Genomic DNA, 24,003 nt, shown 5'->3' on the forward strand with positions numbered 1-24,003 from the left:
TCGATTAAACAAAGAAGATGTAGTGTTCCATCTTCTTTGTATTGGCAATGCGTTTGGACATTATGAACTTTTAGAATCTTGAGTCGTTGTCATCGGTGCTTGTGTGGCTACTCGTTTGGTCAAAATGACATGTGCAGCGACACCGATACAAATCCCCCAAAATACTGAGCTTAGCCCTAAAAAATGCATACCTGAGGCTGTCGCTAAAAAAGTGATTAGCGCCGCATCACGGTTGGCCTCATTTTTCATCGCAACGGACATGTTTGTTCCAATCGCACCTAATAACGCTAAACCTGCAAGTGCAGCGACCAACTCTTTAGGTAATAGGCTAAATAACATGACAATACTGCCTGCAAATAAGCCGCCTAAAATATAAAAAATACCATTGGCAATACCAGCTATATAACGTTTTTCTTTTAGTTCATGTGCATCTTTGCCCATACACATGGCTGCGGTAATAGACGCTAAAACAATGGTAATGCCTCCGACACATGCTACAGCGAGCGAGGCAATACTGGTCGCAGTGATAATGGGCTTAGCTGGCGTGTCATATCCACTTAGTTTCATGATCGCCATCCCCGGAAGGAATTGACCACTCAGACTGACTAAAATTAAGGGAATCGCCAAATTTAAAGTCGAGTTCCAAGTCCAAACTGGAGCAATAAACTGCGGTATAGCGAGTTGAAAATTCACATCAACAGGATTAATTTTTCCTAATGTAAAACTCAGGATGACACCAGTCAGTAAGACCCAAATCATCGCGTAGCGTGGCGAAAGTCTTTTCGATATGAGAAAGACCAATAACATGCCAAAGACAATGATCGGCATACTATCTGTCGCAGTGAACAGCCCAAGTCCAAACTGAAATAAAATACCTGCCATCATTCCCGCAGCGACATCTTGAGGAATCCATTTTAAGAGTTTGTCAAAATAGCCAGTGATGCCAATCAAGAAAATAACAATAGCGGACGTGATATAAGCTGCTATGGCTTCATTCAGTGAAATATTCGGAAATAGGGTGACTAAAAGGGCTGTACCGGGCGCTGACCACGCGGTAATCACCGGGGTTTTATATTTAATAGAGAGATAAATACCCGCCAGCGCAGCACCAATAGAAATCCCCCAAATCCATGAAATCATCATGGCTGGGGAAACTTGAGCTTTTTGTGCGGCTTGGAAAAAAATAATCAGTGGGCCTGAATATGAAATCAGCACGGCTAAAAATCCTGCAACCGTCGCTGAGATCGACCAATCTTCTTTTAATGTTTTTAACAGGGGTGCCATCGCTTTTGCCTCCATGCGACTATGTCAATGAGCCTGTTGAATTAAACCAATGACGGTATAGCGTTTAACCTTGATCTCCACCACCAACAGGGACGACTGTTCCTGTCATATAAGATGAATCATCGGATGCCAAAAATAAGATGGCATTGACTTGTTCCTGAATTGTGCCATAGCGTCCTAAGAATGTACGGTCAATGGTTTGATCGACCACGTCTTGCATCCATTGTTTTTCATGATCTGACAATGGATTGGTATTTCTTGGTACTTTTCGTGGTGGGGCTTCTGTGCCACCTGTGGCTACGGCATTGACTCGAATACCATCTTTGGCATGTTCAAAAGCGAGAGCAGCGGTTAAGCCATTGACCCCACCTTTTGACGCTGAATATGGCACACGGTTAATACCACGGGTTGCAATAGAAGATACATTTACAATTGTCCCTTGCTGATTTTGAATCATTTCAGGTAACACGGCTCGGCAGCACCAGAGGGTTGGAAATAATGAACGATTAACTTCCTTAATGATTTCTTCTTCTGAAAATTCTTGGAAGGGCTTCATCCAAATCGCACCGCCAACGTTATTGATTAAAATATCAATTCGGCCATATTTTTCAATGGCTTGAGCAGCAACTGATTGAGCGCCTGCAAATGTTTCAAGATTGGCTTTAACAATAATGGCATCGCCATTGTGGGCTTGAATATCGTTAAGCGTCTCTTCAACAAAATCTGAGAGATCTGCCAATACCACTTGAGCGCCTTCTCGAGCCACTTGTAGTGCTACTCCACGACCGATACCTTGAGCGGCACCGGTAACGATGACAACTTTATTGTTAAATCTGGCTTGTTCTGACATTAAACTATTCTCCCTTAATTCGCTGAGAATTTTTCAAACAAAAAGTTTGCAGGTTTAACGCCTTCGGTATCTAACCAGCCACGTACCGCTTCGACCATCGGTACAGGACCACAGAGGTAAATATCCACATCGCCATTGTTTAACCAATCTTTTTCAACATGACTGGTCACATAGCCTTTACGTTCATGCTGTGACTCAGGGTGAGCGACCACAGTACGGTATTCGAACCACGGGAGTTTGCTTTGTAATTCATCGAGCTTGTCTTTTGCTACGATGTCAAAGTCATTGGTTACGCCAAATACAAGACGAACAGGTTGTTCAGAACCTTTTTCTTCAAGCACTTGTAACATGGACATAAACGGCGCAATACCTGTACCACCTGCAAGCATGACCACAGGGCGGACAACATTACGCAGATAAAAACTACCAAAAGGTCCTTTGAAGGTCATTTTGTCGCCGGCTTTCGCATCGGCACTCAGGAAAGTACTCATTTTGCCTTCAGGGACATTACGAACCACGAAGCCTGTTAAACGATTGCCCGGCTTTGAACTAAACGAATACGAACGAGTTTCTTCAGTCCCCGGAATGCCGACATTGACGTATTGACCTGCCAAGAAGTTAATGTCAGGTTGACCTTCATCCAGTTGAATATCAAAGGTAATCGTAGAATCCGACATATTTTCAACACGAGACAATGTGCCTTGAAACTCATGAATTTCAGTTTTACACACGTCAGATGATGCACTGATTTGGAAAACCGCATCTGAACTAGGACGACATTGGCAAGCTAAAATATAACCTTGCTCTGCTTCTTCGGGGGTTAAAGCGTCTTCGATATAAGATTCTTCAGGCATGTCGTAAGTACCCGACTCACAAAATGCACGGCATGTCCCGCATGCGCCATCACGGCAATCTAGAGGGATATTGATTTTTTGACGATAGGCTGCGTCGGATAGGGTTTCACCTTGAGCAACACTAATAAAACGAGTAACGCCATCTTCAAATTGAAGTGCAACATTATGGTTTGACATGGCTGAATATCCTTTTGAAAATCTGGTATAACGTGTCCTTTCAGCCAAATATCCTTCTGGCTGAAAGTTAAACCTTGCTTAGTGAAATAAGCTTTTATAGGTGATAAATATCAATAACTTGGTTGATATAATCGTTTTTCAGAACAACATATTTGCTGAGGATTTTTGGCTGCTCGCCTGAAAAATCAATTTCATAACGTGACATGCCAAAGTAGCTATAGTTGGTTTTGTAGCGGAAACTTAAGGTGTTCCAGTTAAAACGCACCGTCACTTTTTCGCCATCACGTTCAATAATCTCGACATTATTAATGTTATGGCTGGTGCGGGTATCTGGCATCGTTGCAGATGAACGCTCAGTTTTAATGCGGAAGACACGGTCTTCTAAACCTTGGCGGTCTGGATAATAAATTAAAGAAATCTCAGACTGAGGATCTTCCGTTAGGCGGTCGTCGTCATCCCAAGCCGGCATCCAAAATGATGCAGATGGGGCATAGCACTCTAGCCATTCATCCCACTTTTCATCATCTAAAAAACGCGCTTCGCGGTAGAGGAACTGAGATACAGCTTCAATGCTTACGCTGTCTAAATGTGCAGTTGCATTCATGCGACATCTCCTTGTTCATTTGCGACTTGTTGTGCCAATTCTTTTTCTTCAGCGATGGCATGTTTCATGGTTTTTAACCAATATTGATGCTGAGCAAGGTAAAGACCTTCATCTTCGGTTTTGATGCCACTTAATAGTGGTTTTAATCCAATTTCATTGGCTGCATCATCCGGTCCATGAATCCAGTGTTTTGAACCACGGCACATGTCGTTCCATTCCAGTTCAATCCCTGCATAACCTGCTTGGCAGGCACGGAATTCTTCTAAATCGTCAGGTGTTGCCATGCCTGAAGCATTAAAGAAGTCTTCATATTGACGAATACGACGTGTACGTGCTTCTGGCTCTTCACCGACAGGGGCGATACAGTAAATGGTGACTTCAGTTTTATTGACAGAAATCGGGCGTAAAACTCGAATTTGTGAACCAAATTGATCCATCAAATAAACGTTTGGATAAAGACATAGGTTACGTGAACGTTCGATCATCCATTTCGACATCGGCGCGCCAAATTTTTCGGTATATTCATCGGCTTTGCTAAAGTTTGGACGGTCTTCTGGGTTAGCCCATTGTGTCCACAACAACATGTGACCACTGTCAAAACCATAAGAACCACCACCTTGCTTGCCCCAAGAACCCGCACTCATGGCACGAATATTATCTGCCGCTTGTGCTTCTTTACGGTGCTGAGTGGTCGCTGCATAGTTCCAATGCACGGCTGATACGTGATAGCCATCTGCGCCATTTTCAGCTGTCAGTTTCCAGTTACCTTCATAGGTATAGGTAGATGAACCACGTAAAACTTCTAAACCGTTTTCCGACTGACCTTCGATCATGTCGATAATTTTGGTGGTTTCACCTAAGAATTCTTCTAGACTTGGCACATCAGGATTTAAGCTACCAAATAGAAAGCCTTTATAACTTTCAAAGCGTGCGACTTTTTTCAAGTCATGTGAACCATCTTGGTTAAAGCAATCTGAATAACCGGCTTCAGCAGGGTCTTTAACTTTGAGTAATTTACCTGAGTTATTAAAAGTCCAACCATGGAATGGACAGGTGTAGGTTGCTTTATTGCCTTTTTTATAACGACATAACTGTGCGCCACGGTGTGAGCAGGCATTGATCATGGCATTCAGTTCACCATTACGGTTACGTGCAATGATAATGGGCTGGCGACCGATATGAGTCGTGTAATAATCATTGTTATTTGGAATTTGGCTTTCATGTGCCAAATACACCCAGTTACCTTCAAAAATGTATTTCATTTCAAGATCAAACAACGCTTGATCGGTAAATACTGAGCGGTGCAGTTTAAATTCACCAGTATCAAAATTATCGACAAGAAGTTCATCAATACGATCTAGATGGCTGGTGTTAATTACAGGAATACGTGGCATGTCCATTCTCCGACTGTCCAATGAGGGGATAGTCGCCGAGTTGTCAAACTTGGATGAGACAGCTCGGCTTCCTTTGAGTGAGTAATTAAGCGCTAGCGCGTCGACGATCAACTTCAGTATTTGGTGCTGCGGCTTGTTCTTTAACTAACTCAACATTAAAGCTAATGTGCTTAAACGGTTGGTTTAGACCACGACGCGCAATTTCAGCTTCGTCTGTGATATCAACAGCAGTTGCTACCAGACCATCACGAGTTGCAAAGGCAAAGTCGTCCCAAAGGTATTTATCACCTTCGATGTTGAATTGAGTGGTTAGCTTGCGGTAACCTGGTGCAGAGATAAAATAATGTACATGTGATGGACGGTTACCATGACGGCCTAATTTGTCTAAAACAAATTGAGTTGTACCTTCTGGAGGGCAGCCATAACCAACTGGCATCGTGGTTTGTGCAACATATTTACCGTCTTGGTCAGAAAGAATCGTACGGCGAAGGTTAAAGTCAGATTGTGACTTATCAAAGAAAGAATAGTTACCCAGGCTGTTGGCATGCCAAATCTCAACTTTAGCGCCTTCAATGATGTTGCCTTCGGTATCTGTTACTGTACCTTCAATAAACAGAGTTGGAATTTTATCGGTTTCCGTACCATCATCCATACGAGCAAAGCCCACTGATTCAGGTGCGCCAGCTACATATAAAGGGCCTTCAATGGTACGTGGTGTACCACCTGTAATACCTGCTTTCGCATCAGCTTCATCGGCACGTAAATCTAGATAGTGCTCTAAACCTAAACCAGCGGCTAAAAGACCTAATTCGTTCGCTTGACCTGCATCTGTAAAATACTCTAGACCTTTCCATAATTCAGTTTGAGTAATATCTAGATCTTCAATCGCTTGGAATAAATCACCCAATAAACGGACCACAACTTGCTGTACACGTTGGTCAACAGGCCTTGTCGCTGTATCTACGTTCATTTGTTTAACCAGAACATCAATCTCTTGACGGTTCATACTATATCTCCTTAAGTATGCATTTAAGTATGGGTGGCTATCACTCGATAAAAGAGGTCTTTGGCTGCCACGTTCCTTGTTTGGTTGTCTAACAATACTTTTTAAGTTGTTTCGTGTAGCGGCTGAAGCTTCTTTCAGGTAATGCGCTGCACGATGTTTTTGATCTGTTGGATGGGATTAAAGTTGCTTAATCCTGTCTATGTGATATACCTTAAAAGAATAAAATCTTCACGTCGAAGATCAAATTTGCATTTTATTATACTTAATAGGTATCGTTAGCCATGGAACTAAGACACTTAAGATACTTTGTCGCGGTGGTTGAAGAGCAGAGTTTTACCAAAGCGGCAGAAAAACTATATATAGCTCAACCACCTTTGAGTCGGCAGATTCAAAATTTGGAACATGAGCTTGGAATTCAGTTATTTGAACGCGGTAGCCGTCCGCTTAAGACTACGGAAGCAGGCCAATTTTTTTATCATCATGCTTTAAAACTTTTGTCTAATGCAGAAGAAATAAAATCGATGACGAAACGAATCGGTTTGACAGAAAGAACAGTGACAATCGGTTTTGTGAGCTCTTTATTGTTTGGTTTACTCTCGAATATTTTGTACTTATTTAAACAACAACATCCACATTTAAAAATAGAAATGGAGGAAATGGCGACCACTGAACAAATCAAAGCATTAAAGGAAGGTCGTATAGATGTCGGCTTTGGGCGTTTGCGTATTTCAGACCCTGCAATTAAACGGGTTTTACTGCGTGAAGAACGCTTAGTAGTTGCCTTACACGCTAGTCATCCTTTGGCACAAAAAAAGGAAGGAGTCTATCTTGCAGATCTGATCGATCAACAATTGATTTTTTACCCAAATCACAATAAACCGAATTTTTCGACCCAAGTGCGTGGCATATTTTCAGAGTATGGTCTGGAGCCTAAAAAAGTACGTGAAGTACGTGAATTACAACTGGCCTTGGGCTTTGTTGCAGCGAATGAAGGGGTTTGTATCACCCCAATGAGTGCCCAAAGTGTGCAATTAACACATTTAACATTTGTTCCTATCTTAGATGAAGCCGCGATAAGCCCTGTATTTATGGCTGTGCGTAATATGGATGAAAGCGAAGATATTCGTGGTTTATTTGATAGTGTTTATCAAGTGTATGATTTAGAAGCGATTCCATATGATCGTGCTGTGTTTTAAATAATGTGTTGATAGACGTTCAGATGAACTGCAGTTATGAAATGATCTATTTAAATAAAGCGGAATGAAGGGATTAATTTGTATTCAACTTTTTAGGTATACAAACATGCCTAATCGGTTTTGGACATTAAGCACCGACTTATTCATTGTGAAAAGCGAATTTTACAAGCTTCACAATTAGGAGGTGGGCTATGCAAAACCAGAAAATTAATATTAATACCTTGGTTGATGAAGCCAAATTTACGCCATTTCATTGGGGTGTTTTGATTTGGTGTCTTTTGATTATTATTTTTGACGGTTATGACTTGGTGATCTATGGCGTTGCCTTACCGTTGTTGATGCAAGAATGGTCATTATCTGCGGTACAAGCGGGCTTACTGGCAAGTACGGCTTTATTTGGCATGATGTTTGGTGCAATGTGTTTTGGCACACTGTCCGATAAAATTGGTCGTAAAAAAACCATTATGATCTGCGTCGGTATTTTTAGTGGTTTTACCTTCTGCGGCGCTTTTGCAAGTACTCCAGTTGAGTTTGGTATTTTACGCTTTCTTGCCGGTCTAGGCATCGGTGGCGTTATGCCGAACGTTGTGGCATTAATGACAGAATACGCGCCAAAACGTATACGCAGCACCTTGGTTGCACTAATGTTTAGTGGTTATGCCATTGGTGGTATGGCTTCAGCATTATTGGGAGCTTGGTTAGTGCCAGTATATGGCTGGAAAATCATGTTTTATATTGCGATTATTCCATGTCTTGCACTGCCTTTAATTTGGAAATTCCTCCCTGAGTCATTGATGTATTTAACCTCGAAGCATCAAACAGATACGACTCGAACGATTGTCTCAAAAATTGCCCCTGAACAAGTCCTCACAACAGATACTCAATTTGTACTCAATGAAGTTTCTGAAGAAGATAACGCTCCGTTAAAAGCATTATTTCAACAAGGCCGTAGTTTCAGTACGTTTATGTTCTGGATTGCATTTTTCATGTGCTTACTGATGGTTTATGCACTTGGAAGTTGGTTACCAAAATTGATGATTCAAGCCGGCTATTCGCTTGGTGCAAGTATGATTTTCCTCTTTGCACTGAATATTGGTGGAATGGTAGGTGCTATTGGTGGTGGTGCTTTGGCAGACCGATTCCATATCAAAAAAGTTCTGAGCATCATGTTCATGTGTGGCGCATTGGCTTTAATCTTACTGGGCTTTAACAGTCCGCAAATGGTTCTGTATACCTTAATTGCTGTTGCAGGTGCAGCTACCATCGGTTCACAAATCTTACTTTATACCTTTGTCGCACAATACTACCCAACCACGGTACGTTCTACAGGTATGGGCTGGGCATCGGGCATTGGACGAATTGGTGCAATCGTTGGACCGGTACTTACTGGTGCGCTGTTAACCATGAATTTGCCGCATCAAATGAACTTCTTGGTGATAGCCATTCCCGGTGTCATCGCTGCATTAGCAATATTTATGGTGAATTTACAAGCGTCAGTAGAAGCGTCTACTCAAGGTCAATCGCCAAAGCTCAATACGCAAGCTATCAAAAATCCAGCGAATTAAGCCGATATTTAAAGATTTAACATTACCCCAAAATTTTAAGTTTCTAGGCCCTGATGCACAGCATGAGGGCTAGTGGAAAATTGTGAAAAAAAAATAAGGAAAGGGCATTGCCCAAATCGAGGTCAGGATGAAAACTCAAAAGCTAAATTTAGTCAAAAAAACCTTTAAAATGAAACCGATGATACTGGCTTGTGCAGCCGCGTTCCCCATGTGGACACATGCGGCAGTCAGTGAGGCTGAAGTTGAACAGTTGCGTGATGAAGTCAAAGCATTAAAAGCCATGATGCAGCAATATGTTCAGCAGCAAAACACTTTGTCGAGTGAAATCAAAGACGTAAAACAACGACCTGTAGTTGCTGCGCAGAATCAAAAACCGACTCAAACACCAAGCCTGAGTTTAAATACCAAATCGGGCGCTGAATTTAGCTTGTATGGCAATGTACGTGCAGATGCATCTTATCAGGCAGAAGGCGGCAGCTTATCTCGCCTGTATAACCAAATGAATAGTGTTCCGCTAGAAGGGAATGCTGAAAGTTCAGATCGTTTAAAAGCAACACTTGCTGCCACACGTTTAGGACTAGACTTTAAAACGCCGACTCAAGTGGGCGATGTAGGCGGTAAAATTGAAGTCGACTTTTTGGGTGCGAATGATGGACTGCGGATTCGTCATGCCTATTTGACCTATGGTGATTGGTTGGTGGGGCAAACATGGTCTAACTTTGCTGTACCTGATTATATGCCTGAAACCATTGATGCATTGGGCTATGTCGGTGGTGCTGTTAAACGTACACCGCAAGTTCGCTATAGTCACAAATTTAGTCCAGAGACAAATCTTGTACTCGCAGCAGAAGATTCTAAGGATGACAGCTCAAATATGCGTTTGCCTGCATTAACAGCGCGTTTAAACCATAAAATGACAGATACACTGATGTTAAGCGCACGTGCGATGGGTGCTGAAAAGAAAACGGATACGGATATAGAAACCGCATGGGGACTTGGTCTGGGCGCAAAACTAGATTTGACGGATAAAACAGTGCTCAAAGCGGATTATTACCATGTCAAAGGCGACAGTAGTTTTGTGTCATGGACGAACCAAGGTTTTGTGACCAATGCGGATAAAGACATCATCGCCACCAATGAATTTGACTCGATTACAGTAGGTTTAACTCAACAAATTTCAGCACAATGGCGCGGAACATTGGGCTATGGTTATATGAAAGCAGATGGTAATGCAGATTATGTCAACTCATTAGTTGATAAAACCAAGGCCAATAAAAACTTGTGGCAAGCATGGGCAAATGTATTTTACAGCCCTGTTAAGCCGATTAGTTTAGGTCTGGAATATGTCTATGGTGAACGTGAAGCTTTTGGCGCTGCACCAAATGGCAGTACTAAGGGTGAAGATAACCGAATCAATGCGGTCGCGATGTACAACTTCTAATGCCCTTACAGAGAATTGTTTAATTTAAATTGCCTTAGAAATTTCAATATCAATTTAACGAGAGCGTGATTGGAAGTATGTTCAGGTTTTGACATCTGACTTTCCGACAATCTTTCAATGCGTACTCTTAATCAATACACGCCCTTGATCTTTATCGATTGAGGGCTTTTATCTTATTTAGAAACTTTTATTTTTTGACTAAAAAATATAATTATCTGTTTTATTTCATTTAACAAATCATTTGAATATAAAAATACGAAGAAGAATATTAATAAAAATCATGAATTTTGAAATATTTTGATACATACATGATGATAAAACACACTACAATCCTTGCCGTTAAATTCGTTTCACTTAGAAGACGCAATCATGGATGTCCCTCAATTTTCCAAATATAACAACACGTCACTTAAGCTTTTAAGCCTAATGATGCTTACTGCAATGGCACAATATAGTGTTGCAGATAGCAATGTATTACCTGAAATCACCATTAACGTTGAACAAAGTTCAATGGATGATCAAATAAAAAAAGCACTGACTAAAGTAAATGGTGCAACCAATGCGATCGTTGCAGCAGACATTCAAGATGTACCCAAGCGAACAAATGCTGATTTATTTAAAAATCAACCGGGGATATACGCAGCATCTTCTGGAAATGAAGGGGTGAAACTGTCGATACGTGGCTCCGGGATCAATCGTGCACCGGGGGCGCATGCTTCAGGGTTGTATGTGACCTTAGATGATTTGCCATTTACAGGGCCGGGTGGAACACCTTATGAACTGCTTGAGCCGCTGTGGGTAGACCATATAGAGGTTTTACGGGGGGCTAATGGTTTAACACGTGGTGCATTAAGCTTGGGTGGTCTAATTAACTATGATAGCCCAACTGGAAAAAATGCAGCAAAACTGTCAGTGCATCATGAAATGGGTAGCCACGGTTATCAGAAAAGTGAAATCAGCTCAGGACAACAAATCGGTGACTTAGACTATTATGTTTCATTAACGCAAAGTGATGATGATGGTTTTCAAGATCATGCTTCAAGCCAGAGTAAAGGTATATCGGCCAATGTGGGATATCAAATAAATCCAAACCTAGATACACGTTTTTATCTGCGTTACCGAGAGACTGAACACCAAACGCCGGGACGTCTAACCCAACAACAGATTGAACAAAATCCAAAACAAGCAGTAGCCCAAAATATCTCGCTGAATAATAATCGTCCGCAGCCGGGAAGTCTTTGGTTGGCGAATAAAACCAATATGACTTTGGACTCGGGCGATCGTTTACAGTTGGGTCTGGCCTATCATCATTATCCGATGGATTTGCAAGAAGGTTTGTATAGTACCGATGTTGACTATGACGATATCATTACCTTATTTAACTACCAATTTGACCGAACGCTATGGGGGCATGAAAGCCAAAATACTTTAGGTTTTCGTAGTACCACGCATTTGCCAGATGGTCAGGTCGTTGAACGCTTGCGTGTAGCGCAAGGCGCCTATGCTGCGGGTACAGAAACGCGGCATTATACCTACCAAGGTGGTGACTATGTTTTACATTATGCCAATGCCTTGGCACTACACCCACAGTTTTGGCTCGATAGTCGAGTTGCATTGGCGTACACCCATCGTGAAAGTGAAGTGACATGGCCTGTGCAAAGTCATAAAGAAAATATTCGTGAATGGAATGTCCTGCCATCGCTAGGTTTTCGATATCAAATCCAACCTGAAACACAGCTCTTTGCCAATGTCAGTCGAAGCTTAGAAGCACCACATCCTTGGGCTTTAATTTGGGGTTCGGATCAAAAGTTCCCCGATGAAAGTGGCGCAGCGACGGGACGCCAAAATGCTCCGATTCATTTGAATAGTCAGACAGCGAATACTCTTGAACTAGGTGGGCGTGGTCAACATGCACTGGGTGAGTGGAATATTGCATATTACTATTCACAGGTTAAAAATGAACTGTTGGCTGTTGAAATCCAACCAGAGCCTAATCCGATAATTTACGAATCGAATGCTTCAGACACTGTCCATCAAGGGATTGAAGTCGGTTTAAACAGTTCACTTTGGCAAAATGATACATATGGACAGGTTCAACTAAAACAAGCCTATACCTTGAATGATTTTCACTATAAAAATGATGCGGTATTTGGAAAAAATGAGCTGGCAGGTATACCAAAACACATCTATCAGGCTGAACTGAAATACGAACATCCTTTAGGCTTTTATGCTGCGGTGAATACACTTTATGCCGCAAAGGTCGCAACCGACTATGCCAATAGTTTCTACGCAAAAGATTGGCAAATTTGGGGAGCATCGTTCGGCTATATGCAACCACAAAAACAGTATTTGGCTTGGTTGGATTTCAGAAATATGGCCAATAAAAAATATGCATCTACCGTGACACCGGGCTATAACGATGCCGGCAAAGATCCTGCTCGTTTAACACCGGGTGAAGGTCGGGCGGTATATGCAGGACTAACGTATCATTTTAATTAAGTATCTTGTATTCAAATACAGTGATCCCTTGCAAAGCCTTATGCTGCGGATTTGAAAATAAAAAAGGGAGCCAATCAGCTCCCTTTTTTAAACCTTTGATTGGGCTGTTAAGCAGTTCGAGGCATATCCTGAATACGTCGCCATGGCTGAGCTTCTTCAATTTCATACGCCAGTTCGATCAAGGTTTTTTCATCACCGACATCGGCTGATATTTGCATACTGATCGGTAGTCCGTCGTTTTGGGTTTCTCCCATAGGAATCGACATACCTGGCGCACCAACAACATTTTGGATGGGGGTAAAAGTCACATAGTTCTGTATACGTTCAAATAACTGGTCAAACGGTAATTGAGGTGATAAATAGCCGATTTTCGGTGTGGTATGTGCAAGTACAGGCGATAGCAAAACGTCATAATGCTTAAAGATTTCACGATATTGTTGCTGCATTTTCTTTAATCGATACAGAAACAGCGGGGTTTTATAAAAGTTCTTTTTATACAACTTCGATAAACCAACGGTTAAGTGATCTAACTCTTTGGGATTAAAGTCAGCGCCAAAGATTTTCTTGCCAAAGGTACTCAGTAAAAAGGATAACATCCCCCAATATTCACTAAAATCTTCAACAAAGCTTAAGGAAAAAGGTAATTGAAGTTCTTCAACATGATGGCCTAATTTTTCTAAGAGTGCTGCACTATGCATTAAGGTTGCAGTTGTTTCGCTATCTATTTGCCCTGTAATCGATTGCGGGACTAAACCGATGCGTAATCGACGTTTAGAAGGCCCATGAATCATGCCTATGCGTGGCAGCTTTTTATTGTAATAACTTGATTCCATTCCTGCATAGAAATGAGCAGTATCTCGTATGCTACGGGTTAGGACACCTTCACTGATGATATTAATCGGAAGAGAGCCTGCTGCTTCACTGTCATAAGTACGGCCACGGCTAGGCTTTAATCCAATCAAACCGCAGCATGCAGCAGGGATACGAATCGAACCACCGCCATCATTGGCATGGGCAATCGGCACTACACCGGCTGCCACGAGAGCTGCGGAACCCCCTGAAGATGCACCGCAGGAATAACTTAAATGCCAAGGGTTATAGGTGGCTGATCCATCTTTATATTCGGTGCTGGCATTTAGACCAAATTCAGGGAGCTTGGATTTTCCTAATACGACAAACCCTTGATCTAAGATTTGTTGGCTAATTTGAGGATTACGATCGGCTGGTTTTGAACCGATGGCCTTTGAACCATGGCGTGAGGGCAATCCTTGATAATCTAGATTATCTTTAAAGAAAAAAGGGACACCCGCAAAAAGACCATGTTCAACATATTGATTTTGCTCTAAAGCACGCTGAAAACAGTCCAGTTCAATGGCATTTAGATGCGGGTTCACTTGTTCCGCACGTGCAATGGCCGCTTGTGTTATTTCTTGCACGGAGGCTTCTTTAGATTTGATGAGCTGTGCAATCCCCACAGCATCCAGATCTGTGAGTACATCCGAACTAAAGGCATGTATGCGTTGACTGTGTTTTTGATCTTCCATGAACTAACCTATTTGTTTTTTGAATTTTGGTAAATATTGAATGAATTCATTGTTATCTCAACAACAAATATATGTATTTGAACTGTATTGCTTTGAGCATAATAATGACAATAAAAATTGTCAAATATTCATCTGATCTGAGGAAAGTGCAGAGATTGTACTAAGGAGGGCATCTAAAGCCTGTTGAATCTCATCCTTCCATGCAAAGGAACAATTTAAACGGATATATTGAGTTTTGGCTTCTGATACGTTAAATAAACGGCCTGGAGCAACACCGATCTGCTGTTGAATTAAGGCTTCATAGACTGCCATACTTTCAACATTCTCCGGTAATTTTAACCAAAGAAAATAACCACTTGGATGATATTGTAATTTGCATCCAGTCGGTAGGCGGCTTTCTAAATAACGGTAAAACTGTAATTTATGTTGCTGTAGACTTTTTCTTAAGACCCGTAAATGTTTTTCATAATGATAATTTGAAATAAATTCCACCAAGGCATTTTGCAATAAGGTATTGACGGAAATAGTACTCATGAGTTGTAAGTGTTGAATCGCTTGAGAGTATTTACCTGCATGCACCCAACCCACCCGAAATGCAGCGCCCAACGTTTTAGAAAAAGAAGAGCAATGTAAGACCATATTATTTTGGTCAAAATATTTCATTGAAACGGGCTTCTTGGACGCATAATGCATTTCCTCATACACATCGTCCTCAATTAAATGCACATGATATTGGTGTAATAACACGGCAATTTTTTGCTTGATTTCATCACTCACTGTGAAGCCCACAGGATTATGTGAATTTAGCATCAGCCAACAGATCTTGACGGGATAAGTTTTTAAAATATGTTCAAACGCGGTTAAATCAAAACCGTCTTGTGGATGTTCCGGTAAGGTCACCACTTTAAGGCCTAAGCGCTCTGCAGCTTGCAAGGCGCCATAGAAAATATTTTGCTGTAACACGATATAGTCACCCGGTGAGGCTATGGCCTGTAAGGAAAGATTCAGTGCATCCATACAGCCTGAGGTAATCACAATATCCTCTGGATCAGTGGCTATGCCTTGCATGCAATAACGCTGTGCAATCAACTTACGAAGGGCTAAATTACCGGGTGGAAGATTATCAATGGCATCGTAACTTTTGGGATTTCGGGAAATTTGCCCCATGATTTGGGTTAACTTTTTAGAAAAAACAATGTCTTGAGCTGGAAAAGCTGATCCCAATGGAACGATTTTTTCATCTTGTATTGATTTTAAATACTTAAAGACCAGAGAGTTAATTTCAATGGGGGTGTTTAAAGACACGATTTGAGTTTGTTCAGCCTCTATTTCGACTAAGCCTTGCGCTACATAGTAGCCTGATTTTTCACGTGCATAGATTAAGCCACGCGATTCCAACTCCTGATAGGCATTCATGACCGTGATTAAACTAAAACCGGACAACTGCACTTGTTCACGTAAAGACGGGAGCTTTTCGTGCGCTTTTAAAGTGCCATTTTCAATCAGTTGACGTAGGTGCTGTGCGAGCTGTTCCGATTTATACATAGTCATCAACAAGACAAAGTTCTGTTATAAATATATCAGTAAACGAAACTTTACATTATATTTTTATAACAGATGAGTCTGTACTGTTATAAGTTTTTTCAAATTCACTGTATCTAGTTTTAAGCTTGAATTTTTTATAAGGTGCATTGACCACAACACTTGTGGCGTCAAATGGTATGGAAGTTAGGGAGTTGAGTATGTTTAAAGCCAGTGAATTAGATCTGTTACAACATTTACTGGTGGATGTTCCATTGACGGATTCAACACTGCATCTGTTGCAACAACAGCATACAAATTTAGAAGCGGTGCTTTTACGCAGTCGAATTTTGCGACAAGTACAGCAAGTGGGCTATGTCAGTATTTGTCAGGAGCATATGCACGCCAAGGCTGAAAATGCGGCTTTTTTATTTGCACCATTTATCCTAGCGAATTTGAATCAGAAGGTGATCTACGCTACACCGCAAAGCCCTGAAAATGTTGCGATATTAAATCGTTATTATCAAGCGGAGACTAAACTTAGCGCATTTAAAGTTGATGATGTTTTATCGGGACTCAATGTCTACATTGAGCTACATAATGAACAACTATCGCCAGCAGAATACTTCTATTTTAGTTTGATCAATAGCTTATGTAATCCGAAAGTTTCCAAAATCATTTGTATTACACATCTACATATAAACCTAGAGAAATTAAAACAGCTCGCTGAATTTTTAGATGTTGAAATCCATGTATTGGCGGATAAAGTTGAATCGATCGACTTTGATTTAAGTAAAATCAATATGTTAAAGCTGCTATTTAAAGACAAAGATCAGCAATATATCGATTTATGCCAAAAATTTTCGTTTATTAATGCGCAAATTTTACAACGATTAGGTTTATATGAGTTTGACCGTGCGCAAGTCTTGGTAGAAGACATGTTTTATTCAGAACACATCTTTGAAAAAATGTCGGTATACGGTGAATATATTCAAACGCATCTACAGCACCAAGTTTAAAAAAACAGAGTCCTGCATAAGCGATTCAGAGGGGAAAGTAATTTTATAGCTGTAATTTTATAGCTGTAATTTGATCACTTTAAAAATGCAAAAAAGCTTGTAAATGTAGACTTACAAGCTTTTTTAAAATTCAAATTTAAACCAATTTATTTGGCCTAATGATCAATTCAATATGATCTGATCACTAGCAAACATGAAATGTAAGATGTACATGCAATAGCGAGTTGCCATAAGTGAATAGATTATCGTTTAAGGTAGATAGGAATTATCTGCACCAACAACAAACGCTACACCAATACAGAATAAAAGCACATAGATCGAGAACCAAATAATGGCACGTTTAAAAGCCTTATCTGAAATTTCACTGTCTGCATATTTTTGCGGTTTTTTAGGCTCTTGATTGCTCATAAGATGTACTCTAAATCCCTAGTGGTTATAGGTGATTATTGGGGTATATCGCCTGAAAGCATAGATACAACATTCATCTAAATTTCTATAACAGTTATATTTTAGAAGAAGCCATCCTGACTTAATCCATTAATAATCTATGATATTGGTCGGTTCTTTTTCTCAAAAAGTCCCAGACCAGTTTAATACGCGGCTCGTGTTGTAAATCGACTAAGGTCAGCATCCAAAAGGTATGTACAAAACGAACATCTTGCGCCAAGACTTGTTCTAATTCGGGTTTTTCCTCGGCCAAAAACTTGGGCAATATTGCCAATCCTGCACCCGCACTCACGGCAATTTGTTGTGCCAAAATACTACTACTTCTAAAGTTTGCATTGAGCTGAATAGGTAAACGTTCTAAACAATACAGTTCAGGGCTATAGACCAAATCATCTATATAATTCACAAAGGTATGTGATTTTAAATCTTCTAATGTATGAATGGGTTGCGTGTTTTTTAAGTATTCTTTACTGCCATAAATCTTTAAACAATAGTCTGCCAGTCGAGTAATGATATAAGGCCCAGATTTTGGTCGATCGATGGAAATAACAATATCTGCTTCACGATGTGAAAGCTTGATCATTTTCGGCACAGGAATAAGGTCGATAGTCAGCAAGGGGTATTTTTTGGACAATTCTGCCAAGAGCTGTGTCAAAAATGCCGTTCCAAATCCTTCGGGTGTGCCAATTCGCACACGACCTTGCATAGGTTGGTTGGGTTTTTCGATTTGTAAAAAAGCCTGTTCCATTTGTTCAACCCGAGGAACCAGTGCCAAACCTTCTAAAGTGAGCTCATAACCTGTGGCTTCACGTTTAAATAATGGTGTGCCTAAAGCCAGTTCTAGTGCATGTATACGTCTAGAAACCGTACTGTGCTCCACACCAATAATTCGTGCGGTATTGGTTAGGGTTTTCGCACGAGCCAAAACCAAAAAATACTGTAAATGATCCCAATCTACTTTCATTGTTATTGTCATCCCTGTGCATATTTGCACATCAATCGTGCGTGAATCTCTATTGGTAGTCAAAATTTTCTTTGCTAGTTTGAAGTGAATTGGAAAATATAAATATAAGGCTTTTGGATATTTTCTAAGTCAGTACAAAACAATAAATGCCTATGGAGAGGTCATGAACACAATGTCAAATATTCAGTCAGCGACGGCTAAATTATTAATTAACGGTAAATTTGTAGAGTCAAACACTACAGAGTGGCAAGACATTCTAAATCCTGCAACTCAAGAGGTTTTGGGTCGTGTTCCAATGGCGACTATGGAAGAAGTGGATGCAGCGATTGCTTCAGCGCAAGAGGCGTTTAAGACTTGGCGCTTAACACCCGTACAAGCACGTATGCGCATTATGCTGAAGCTACAAGATCTCATCCGTAGCAATATAAAAGACATTGCCCGCGTACTGACTGCTGAGCAAGGAAAGACACTTGCAGATGCTGAAGGTGATATTCAACGTGGTTTAGAAGTCGTTGAGCATGCGTGTTCGGTTGGCACACTTCAAATGGGCGAATATATAGAAGGTGTTGCACGTGGTGTGGATACCTATACTTTGCAGCAACCTTTGGGTGTATGTGCAGGAATTACGCCATTTAACTTTCCTGCGATGATTCCACTGTGGATGTTCCCAATGGCCATCGTCTGTGGAAATACCTTTGTTTTAAAGCCATCTGAACAAGATCCATTATCGACCATGATGCTTGTCGAACTTGCGATTGAAGCTGGTATTCCAGCAGGTGTATTAAACGTAGTGCATGGTGGTAAAGACGTTGTTGATCGTTTATGCACACATCAAGCTATTAAGGCCATTTCATTTGTGGGCTCTACAGCTGTTGGTACACATGTATATAACCTTGCAGGACAGCATGGAAAACGTGTGCAGTCGATGATGGGGGCCAAAAACCATGTGGTGGTAATGCCGGATGCCAATAAAGAACAAACTTTAAATGCCCTCGTTGGTGCAGCATTCGGTGCGGCAGGTCAGCGTTGTATGGCTTTGTCGGTTGCTGTCATGGTTGGTGAAAGTAAAGAATGGGTCAATGAACTGGTTGAAAAAGCCAAAACTCTGAAGGTTAACGCAGGGCATGAGCCGAATACCGATATTGGCCCAGTCATTTCACCTCGCGCAAAAGCACGTGTACTGGATTTAATTCAAAGTGGTGTAGAACAAGGCGCAGAACTGTTGCTGGATGGTCGTGATGTTCAAGTCATCGGCTATGAGCAAGGAAACTTTGTCGGAGCAACGGTTTTTAATCAAGTTTCAACCGATATGCGCATCTATACCGAAGAGATCTTTGGACCCGTATTAGCCATTATTCATGTCGATACTCTGGAGCAGGCGATTGAATTAATTAATGCCAATCCATTTGGCAACGGTGTTGGACTATTTACACAAAGCGGTGCAGTCGCTCGTACATTCCAAAGCGATATCGATATTGGTCAAGTGGGTATCAATATTCCAATTCCTGTACCTGTACCTTTCTTTAGCTTTACAGGATCGCGTGGTTCAAAACTGGGTGACTTAGGTCCATATGGTAAGCAAGCAGTTCAGTTCTATACACAAACCAAAACGATCACCAGTCGTTGGTTCGAAGATACACAAGAAAAAGGTGAAGTGAATACCACCATTAACCTACGTTAATTTAGGAGTTCAAGGATGAATATTGCCTTTATCGGTTTAGGAAACATGGGCGGAAAAATGGCTCAAAACCTACTCAAAGCAGGTTTTACGGTTTACGGTTTCGACTTAAGCGAAATTGCGATTCAGCATTTTACTGAAGCAGGTGGCATCGTTTGCCAAAGCCCACAAGATGCCGCGAAACAAGCAGATGTCGTGATTAGCATGTTGCCTGCTGCCAAGCATGTCAAAGAGGTGTACTTGGGAGAAAATGGTGTATTGGCGGTAATGAAAGCAGGAAGCTTATGTATCGATAGCAGTACCATTGATCCGCAAACCATTAAGGATATAGCCGAGGCGGGTGCTGCACATCAGATAAAAATCTGTGATGCACCTGTTTCAGGCGGAACTATTGGTGCTCAGGCAGGTACATTAACCTTTATGGTCGGTTCAGATGATCAAACCTTTGAAAAAACCAAAGCGGTATTGGGCCACATGGGTAAAAACATTGTGCATTGTGGTGATGTGGGTGCAGGTCAAATTGCGAAAATTTGCAATAACTTGATTCTTGGTATTTCCATGGCAGCCGTTGCTGAAGGTATGGCACTCGGTGCGCGTCTGGGAATTGATCCTCAAGCCTTAGCGGGTGTGGTGAATAGTTCGAGTGGACGTTGCTGGAGTTCGGATGTATGTAATCCATGGCCGGGTATCTCAGCAAATGCACCTGCGGGACGTGGCTATACTGATGGTTTTGCAACGCAGTTGATGTTGAAAGATTTAGGGCTGGCTGTAGAAGCCGCAGGACAAGTCAAACAGCCGATTATTTTAGGCGGACTGGTTCAGCAAATGTATCAACAGCTGTGTTTACAAGGTAATGCTCACTTAGATTTTTCAAGCATCGTGCAGCAATATTTACCTAAGGATGCTGAATAATCGCATTGAACACCAATCTAGCCTAGGGATGGCTAACAATACTAACACTCGTGTCGGAATAACAATAAATTGAGACTGAGGTAGAGAACATGTCGAATTATCAAGATGTTGCAAAGGCATTTGACTTAAATCATGCTGCCAAAGAAATGTTATCAGGCTCTTTAGAGCAATTAAATGCATGTTATGAATGCTGCGACCGTCATGCGATTGATCAAAATAAGGTTGCACTGTATTGGCAAGGTAAAGATGGGCGGAAAGAACAATATACCTTTGCAGAGCTGCAACAGTGGTCGAGCCAATTTGCCAATTTTTTAAAGTCACAGGGTGTGCAAAAAGGTGATCGTGTATCGGGTTTATTACCCCGTACAGTTGAATTACTTGTGGTGATTTTAGGTGCTTGGCGAATAGGTGCTGTATATCAACCGCTATTTACCGCCTTTGGCCCCAAAGCCATTGAACATCGTTTACACCTTGCGCAAAGCAAATTGGTGATCAGTGATGTGGGTAATCGCAGTAAATTAGATGAAGTTGCACATTGTCCTCAAATCGTCACTGTTGCAGATCGAGCGGGTCAAGGGATTCAACAGGGAGATTTAAACTTTTGGGATGAAGTAAACGCACAGCCTACAGCGTGTGAATTTGTCCTACAGAGCATCAATGATCCATTTCTTTTAATGTTTACTTCAGGTACGACTGGTCCTGCAAAACCTTTAGAAGTCCCGCTCAAAGCCTTAATCGCTTTTGGTCAATATATGAAAAATGCGGTAGGACTGCGTGAAGATGATTCGTTTTGGAATATCGCCGATCCGGGTTGGGCTTATGGTTTGTATTATGGAATCACTGGGCCACTTTTACTTGGACATGCAACACTCTTTTACGAAGGTGTTTTTAGCATTGATAGTCTCTGTCAGATCGTAGATGACTACAACGTGACGAACCTTGCAGGCGCACCGACAGCGTATCGGATGATGATGGCAGCTGATCCTGAACAAATGGCAAAACTCAAAGGGAAATTTCGAGTCGTCAGTAGCGCTGGTGAGCCGCTTAACCCTGAAGTGTTCCGCTGGTTTAAACAAGTTTTAGATGCACCGATCTTTGACCATTATGGTCAGACTGAAGTTGGTATGGTGGTGTGTAATCACCATGGTTTACAACATGATATTCGCGCAGGTGTCGCAGGTTATGCCAGTCCGGGATATCGCGTGGCGGTTGTTGATGAACAAGGGCAAGAGCTACCTGCAGGAACGCCAGGAGTACTGGCTGTCGATATTAGTCAATCACCGATGATGTGGTTTGGTGGCTATAAAGAAAGTCGTAAGTCACCCTTTGTAAAGCATTATTACCTCACTGGTGATACCGCAGAATTACACGCAGATGGCAGTATGAGCTTCGTTGGTCGTAATGATGATGTGATTACAACATCCGGTTATCGTATTGGGCCATTCGATGTAGAAAGCGCTTTACTTGAGCATGATGCAGTGATTGAAGCTGCGGTCATTGGTGTGCCTGATCCAGATCGGACAGAAATCGTAAAAGCTTTTGTGATTTTAGCTGAGCATGTCACAGCGTCAGAAGAATTAGCGGAGCAGCTGGGGCAATTTGTGAAAAAGCGCCTATCTGCACATGCTTATCCACGATTGGTGGAGTTCGTTCAAGAACTACCGAAAACTCCAAGCGGAAAAATTCAGCGCTTTTTATTAAGAAATCAAGAGATTGCAAAACAATCTACGCAGCATGCAAGTTAAGAGACGCAACGATTAACCCTTAATTAATGCCGAACAATCAGGATCAAAATCAAGCTTTCATTCAGTTTTAGTCATTTTCGAACTGGATGAAAGCAATTGATTGATGTACAGGAAGATAAGATGCAATTTACCGAAGAACAATTATTAATTCAGGACATGGCACGCAGTTTCGCGCAGCAACAAATTAAACCTCAAGCGGCTGAATGGGATAAACACGGTACCTTTCCCAAAGCGGCTTTAGCGCAGATGGGGGAACTGGGTTTATTGGGTATGTTGGTATCAGATGAATGGGGTGGTTCAGATACAGGTAATCTTGCTTATGTTATGGCTTTAGAAGAGATTGCCGCGGCCGATGGGGCAACCTCAACCATTATGAGTGTACATAACTCGGTAGGCTGTGTTCCTATAGCTAAATTTGGCACAGAAGAACAAAAGCAGAAATATTTAGTGCCTTTAGCACAAGGCAAAATGATCGGCGCATTTGCATTAACTGAGCCGCATACAGGTTCAGATGCTGCTGCCATTAAAACTCGTGCAGTCAAAGATGGAAATGAATGGGTGATTAATGGTGCTAAGCAGTTTATTACCTCTGGTCATAATGCAGGGGTCATTATTGTCTTTGCTGTGACTGACCCAAGTGCAGGGAAAAAAGGCATGAGTGCTTTTATTGTCCCTCGTGAGACAGCCGGTTATGAAGTGATTCGTACTGAAGAAAAGCTTGGATTACATGCCTCAGATACCTGCCAAATCGCACTCACAGACGTGCGAGTGCATGAAAGCCTAATGTTAGGAAAAGAAGGTGAAGGTTTGAAAATCGCCTTATCAAATCTAGAAGGCGGTCGTATTGGTATAGCGGCGCAAGCAGTCGGACTTGCACGTGCAGCATTAGAAGAAGCAACCCGATATGCCAAAGAGCGTATTACTTTTGGTAAACCAATTTTTGAACATCAGGCAGTTGCGTTCCGATTGGCAAGTATGGCAACAGAAATAGAGGCCGCACGCCAATTGGTCTATCACGCGGCACGTTTAAAAGAAGCAGGACAACCTTGTTTAAATGAAGCGTCTATGGCCAAGCTTTTTTCGTCTGAAATGGTAGAACGAGTTTGCTCCGCAGCATTACAAGTCTTTGGAGGTTATGGCTATCTCAAAGATTTCCCGATAGAGCGTATATATCGTGATGCACGTATTTGCCAAATCTATGAAGGCACAAGTGATATCCAACGTTTAGTAATTGCCCGCAGCTTATAACGTTGTCTTTAAGACCTTTAAACGAAAAGGCTTCAGATATGAAGCCTACTCATAA

General features: G+C 41.6%; 19 protein-coding genes. 9 read left to right on the forward strand and 10 right to left on the reverse strand.

Annotation, left to right across the window (positions count from 1 at the left end; all coding sequences use genetic code 11):
- Nucleotides 1-60: 60 nt before the first annotated feature.
- From benE to catA, 6 genes are all read right to left on the reverse strand, one after another.
- Entirely contained in the window at nt 61-1,284 is a 1,224-nt protein-coding gene (gene benE / locus FTU12_RS13945; protein ID WP_180027183.1) for a benzoate/H(+) symporter BenE, read from the reverse strand.
- Between the two features lie 64 nt (nt 1,285-1,348).
- Nucleotides 1,349-2,134, reverse strand: a complete 786-nt coding sequence (gene benD, locus FTU12_RS13950) for a benzoate diol dehydrogenase BenD (RefSeq protein WP_180027182.1) — start codon at nt 2,132-2,134, stop codon at nt 1,349-1,351.
- A gap of 14 nt (nt 2,135-2,148) precedes the next feature.
- A complete protein-coding gene (benC, locus tag FTU12_RS13955; RefSeq protein ID WP_078190731.1) occupies nt 2,149-3,165 on the reverse strand; it encodes a benzoate 1,2-dioxygenase electron transfer component BenC in 1,017 nt (338 codons plus the stop codon).
- A 94-nt stretch (nt 3,166-3,259) separates the two neighbouring features.
- Nucleotides 3,260-3,769: a benzoate 1,2-dioxygenase small subunit gene (benB, locus tag FTU12_RS13960; protein WP_180109337.1), complete on the reverse strand. Its 510-nt coding sequence runs from the start codon at nt 3,767-3,769 to the stop codon at nt 3,260-3,262.
- Nucleotides 3,766-5,163, reverse strand: coding sequence for a benzoate 1,2-dioxygenase large subunit (gene benA, locus FTU12_RS13965; protein ID WP_180106481.1), 1,398 nt, complete (start codon nt 5,161-5,163; stop codon nt 3,766-3,768). The genes benB and benA overlap by 4 nt, the downstream gene beginning before the upstream one ends.
- A gap of 85 nt (nt 5,164-5,248) precedes the next feature.
- Nucleotides 5,249-6,169, reverse strand: coding sequence for a catechol 1,2-dioxygenase (gene catA / locus FTU12_RS13970; protein WP_180114632.1), 921 nt, complete (start codon nt 6,167-6,169; stop codon nt 5,249-5,251).
- 281 nt (nt 6,170-6,450) lie between these two features.
- Here catA and FTU12_RS13975 point away from each other — a divergent pair, with 281 nt between their 5' ends.
- From FTU12_RS13975 to FTU12_RS13990, 4 genes are all read left to right on the forward strand, one after another.
- Nucleotides 6,451-7,365, forward strand: a complete 915-nt coding sequence (locus FTU12_RS13975; protein ID WP_180022865.1) for a LysR family transcriptional regulator — start codon at nt 6,451-6,453, stop codon at nt 7,363-7,365.
- 191 nt (nt 7,366-7,556) lie between these two features.
- A complete protein-coding gene (locus FTU12_RS13980; protein ID WP_180011805.1) occupies nt 7,557-8,930 on the forward strand; it encodes an MFS transporter in 1,374 nt (457 codons plus the stop codon).
- A 127-nt stretch (nt 8,931-9,057) separates the two neighbouring features.
- Nucleotides 9,058-10,371, forward strand: coding sequence for a DcaP family trimeric outer membrane transporter (locus FTU12_RS13985; protein ID WP_180114634.1), 1,314 nt, complete (start codon nt 9,058-9,060; stop codon nt 10,369-10,371).
- Nucleotides 10,372-10,812: 441 nt separating this feature from the next.
- A complete protein-coding gene (locus FTU12_RS13990; protein WP_257227323.1) occupies nt 10,813-12,870 on the forward strand; it encodes a TonB-dependent receptor domain-containing protein in 2,058 nt (685 codons plus the stop codon).
- A 107-nt stretch (nt 12,871-12,977) separates the two neighbouring features.
- Here FTU12_RS13990 and FTU12_RS13995 read toward each other — a convergent pair whose 3' ends face one another.
- A complete protein-coding gene (locus FTU12_RS13995; RefSeq protein WP_168379606.1) occupies nt 12,978-14,414 on the reverse strand; it encodes an amidase in 1,437 nt (478 codons plus the stop codon).
- Between the two features lie 120 nt (nt 14,415-14,534).
- Nucleotides 14,535-15,959 (reverse strand): PLP-dependent aminotransferase family protein, encoded by a 1,425-nt coding sequence (locus tag FTU12_RS14000; RefSeq protein WP_180114708.1) that lies wholly within the window; start codon nt 15,957-15,959, stop codon nt 14,535-14,537.
- 197 nt (nt 15,960-16,156) lie between these two features.
- On the opposite strand from FTU12_RS14000, the gene FTU12_RS14005 reads away from it, so the two are divergent.
- The gene (locus FTU12_RS14005; protein WP_180114638.1) at nt 16,157-16,954 is read left to right on the forward strand and encodes a hypothetical protein; all 798 of its coding nucleotides are present in this window, start codon (nt 16,157-16,159) and stop codon (nt 16,952-16,954) included.
- A 249-nt stretch (nt 16,955-17,203) separates the two neighbouring features.
- Here the strand turns inward: FTU12_RS14005 and FTU12_RS14010 are convergent, their stop codons facing one another.
- Nucleotides 17,204-17,362: a hypothetical protein gene (locus FTU12_RS14010; protein ID WP_168379604.1), complete on the reverse strand. Its 159-nt coding sequence runs from the start codon at nt 17,360-17,362 to the stop codon at nt 17,204-17,206.
- Nucleotides 17,363-17,483: 121 nt separating this feature from the next.
- On the reverse strand, nt 17,484-18,365 hold the full coding sequence (locus FTU12_RS14015) for a LysR family transcriptional regulator (protein WP_218955958.1): 882 nt from the start codon (nt 18,363-18,365) through the stop codon (nt 17,484-17,486).
- Between the two features lie 163 nt (nt 18,366-18,528).
- Here FTU12_RS14015 and FTU12_RS14020 point away from each other — a divergent pair, with 163 nt between their 5' ends.
- The 4 genes from FTU12_RS14020 to FTU12_RS14035 all read left to right on the forward strand — a co-directional run bounded on the left by FTU12_RS14020 (nt 18,529) and on the right by FTU12_RS14035 (nt 23,948).
- On the forward strand, nt 18,529-20,046 hold the full coding sequence (locus FTU12_RS14020; RefSeq protein WP_180114642.1) for a CoA-acylating methylmalonate-semialdehyde dehydrogenase: 1,518 nt from the start codon (nt 18,529-18,531) through the stop codon (nt 20,044-20,046).
- Between the two features lie 15 nt (nt 20,047-20,061).
- The gene (gene mmsB, locus FTU12_RS14025) at nt 20,062-20,955 is read left to right on the forward strand and encodes a 3-hydroxyisobutyrate dehydrogenase (RefSeq protein ID WP_180114644.1); all 894 of its coding nucleotides are present in this window, start codon (nt 20,062-20,064) and stop codon (nt 20,953-20,955) included.
- A gap of 89 nt (nt 20,956-21,044) precedes the next feature.
- Nucleotides 21,045-22,700 (forward strand): AMP-binding protein, encoded by a 1,656-nt coding sequence (locus tag FTU12_RS14030; RefSeq protein ID WP_180114646.1) that lies wholly within the window; start codon nt 21,045-21,047, stop codon nt 22,698-22,700.
- 120 nt (nt 22,701-22,820) lie between these two features.
- Nucleotides 22,821-23,948 (forward strand): acyl-CoA dehydrogenase family protein, encoded by a 1,128-nt coding sequence (locus FTU12_RS14035; RefSeq protein ID WP_180114648.1) that lies wholly within the window; start codon nt 22,821-22,823, stop codon nt 23,946-23,948.
- Nucleotides 23,949-24,003 lie beyond the last annotated feature (55 nt).

The organism is Acinetobacter sp. YH12063 (genome assembly GCF_013419715.1).
GTDB classification, from domain to species: domain Bacteria; phylum Pseudomonadota; class Gammaproteobacteria; order Pseudomonadales; family Moraxellaceae; genus Acinetobacter; species Acinetobacter amyesii.

What these genes read in the sequence shown, in the direction of transcription:
- benE (WP_180027183.1), bottom strand. Translation starts at nt 1,284, where the DNA reads ATGGCACCCCTGTTAAAAACATTAAAAGAAGATTGGTCGATCTCAGCG.
- benD (WP_180027182.1), bottom strand. Translation starts at nt 2,134, where the DNA reads ATGTCAGAACAAGCCAGATTTAACAATAAAGTTGTCATCGTTACCGGT.
- benC (WP_078190731.1), bottom strand. Translation starts at nt 3,165, where the DNA reads ATGTCAAACCATAATGTTGCACTTCAATTTGAAGATGGCGTTACTCGT.
- benB (WP_180109337.1), bottom strand. Translation starts at nt 3,769, where the DNA reads ATGAATGCAACTGCACATTTAGACAGCGTAAGCATTGAAGCTGTATCT.
- benA (WP_180106481.1), bottom strand. Translation starts at nt 5,163, where the DNA reads ATGCCACGTATTCCTGTAATTAACACCAGCCATCTAGATCGTATTGAT.
- catA (WP_180114632.1), bottom strand. Translation starts at nt 6,169, where the DNA reads ATGAACCGTCAAGAGATTGATGTTCTGGTTAAACAAATGAACGTAGAT.
- FTU12_RS13975 (WP_180022865.1), top strand. Translation starts at nt 6,451, where the DNA reads ATGGAACTAAGACACTTAAGATACTTTGTCGCGGTGGTTGAAGAGCAG.
- FTU12_RS13980 (WP_180011805.1), top strand. Translation starts at nt 7,557, where the DNA reads ATGCAAAACCAGAAAATTAATATTAATACCTTGGTTGATGAAGCCAAA.
- FTU12_RS13985 (WP_180114634.1), top strand. Translation starts at nt 9,058, where the DNA reads ATGAAAACTCAAAAGCTAAATTTAGTCAAAAAAACCTTTAAAATGAAA.
- FTU12_RS13990 (WP_257227323.1), top strand. Translation starts at nt 10,813, where the DNA reads ATGGCACAATATAGTGTTGCAGATAGCAATGTATTACCTGAAATCACC.
- FTU12_RS13995 (WP_168379606.1), bottom strand. Translation starts at nt 14,414, where the DNA reads ATGGAAGATCAAAAACACAGTCAACGCATACATGCCTTTAGTTCGGAT.
- FTU12_RS14000 (WP_180114708.1), bottom strand. Translation starts at nt 15,959, where the DNA reads ATGTATAAATCGGAACAGCTCGCACAGCACCTACGTCAACTGATTGAA.
- FTU12_RS14005 (WP_180114638.1), top strand. Translation starts at nt 16,157, where the DNA reads ATGTTTAAAGCCAGTGAATTAGATCTGTTACAACATTTACTGGTGGAT.
- FTU12_RS14010 (WP_168379604.1), bottom strand. Translation starts at nt 17,362, where the DNA reads ATGAGCAATCAAGAGCCTAAAAAACCGCAAAAATATGCAGACAGTGAA.
- FTU12_RS14015 (WP_218955958.1), bottom strand. Translation starts at nt 18,365, where the DNA reads ATGAAAGTAGATTGGGATCATTTACAGTATTTTTTGGTTTTGGCTCGT.
- FTU12_RS14020 (WP_180114642.1), top strand. Translation starts at nt 18,529, where the DNA reads ATGAACACAATGTCAAATATTCAGTCAGCGACGGCTAAATTATTAATT.
- mmsB (WP_180114644.1), top strand. Translation starts at nt 20,062, where the DNA reads ATGAATATTGCCTTTATCGGTTTAGGAAACATGGGCGGAAAAATGGCT.
- FTU12_RS14030 (WP_180114646.1), top strand. Translation starts at nt 21,045, where the DNA reads ATGTCGAATTATCAAGATGTTGCAAAGGCATTTGACTTAAATCATGCT.
- FTU12_RS14035 (WP_180114648.1), top strand. Translation starts at nt 22,821, where the DNA reads ATGCAATTTACCGAAGAACAATTATTAATTCAGGACATGGCACGCAGT.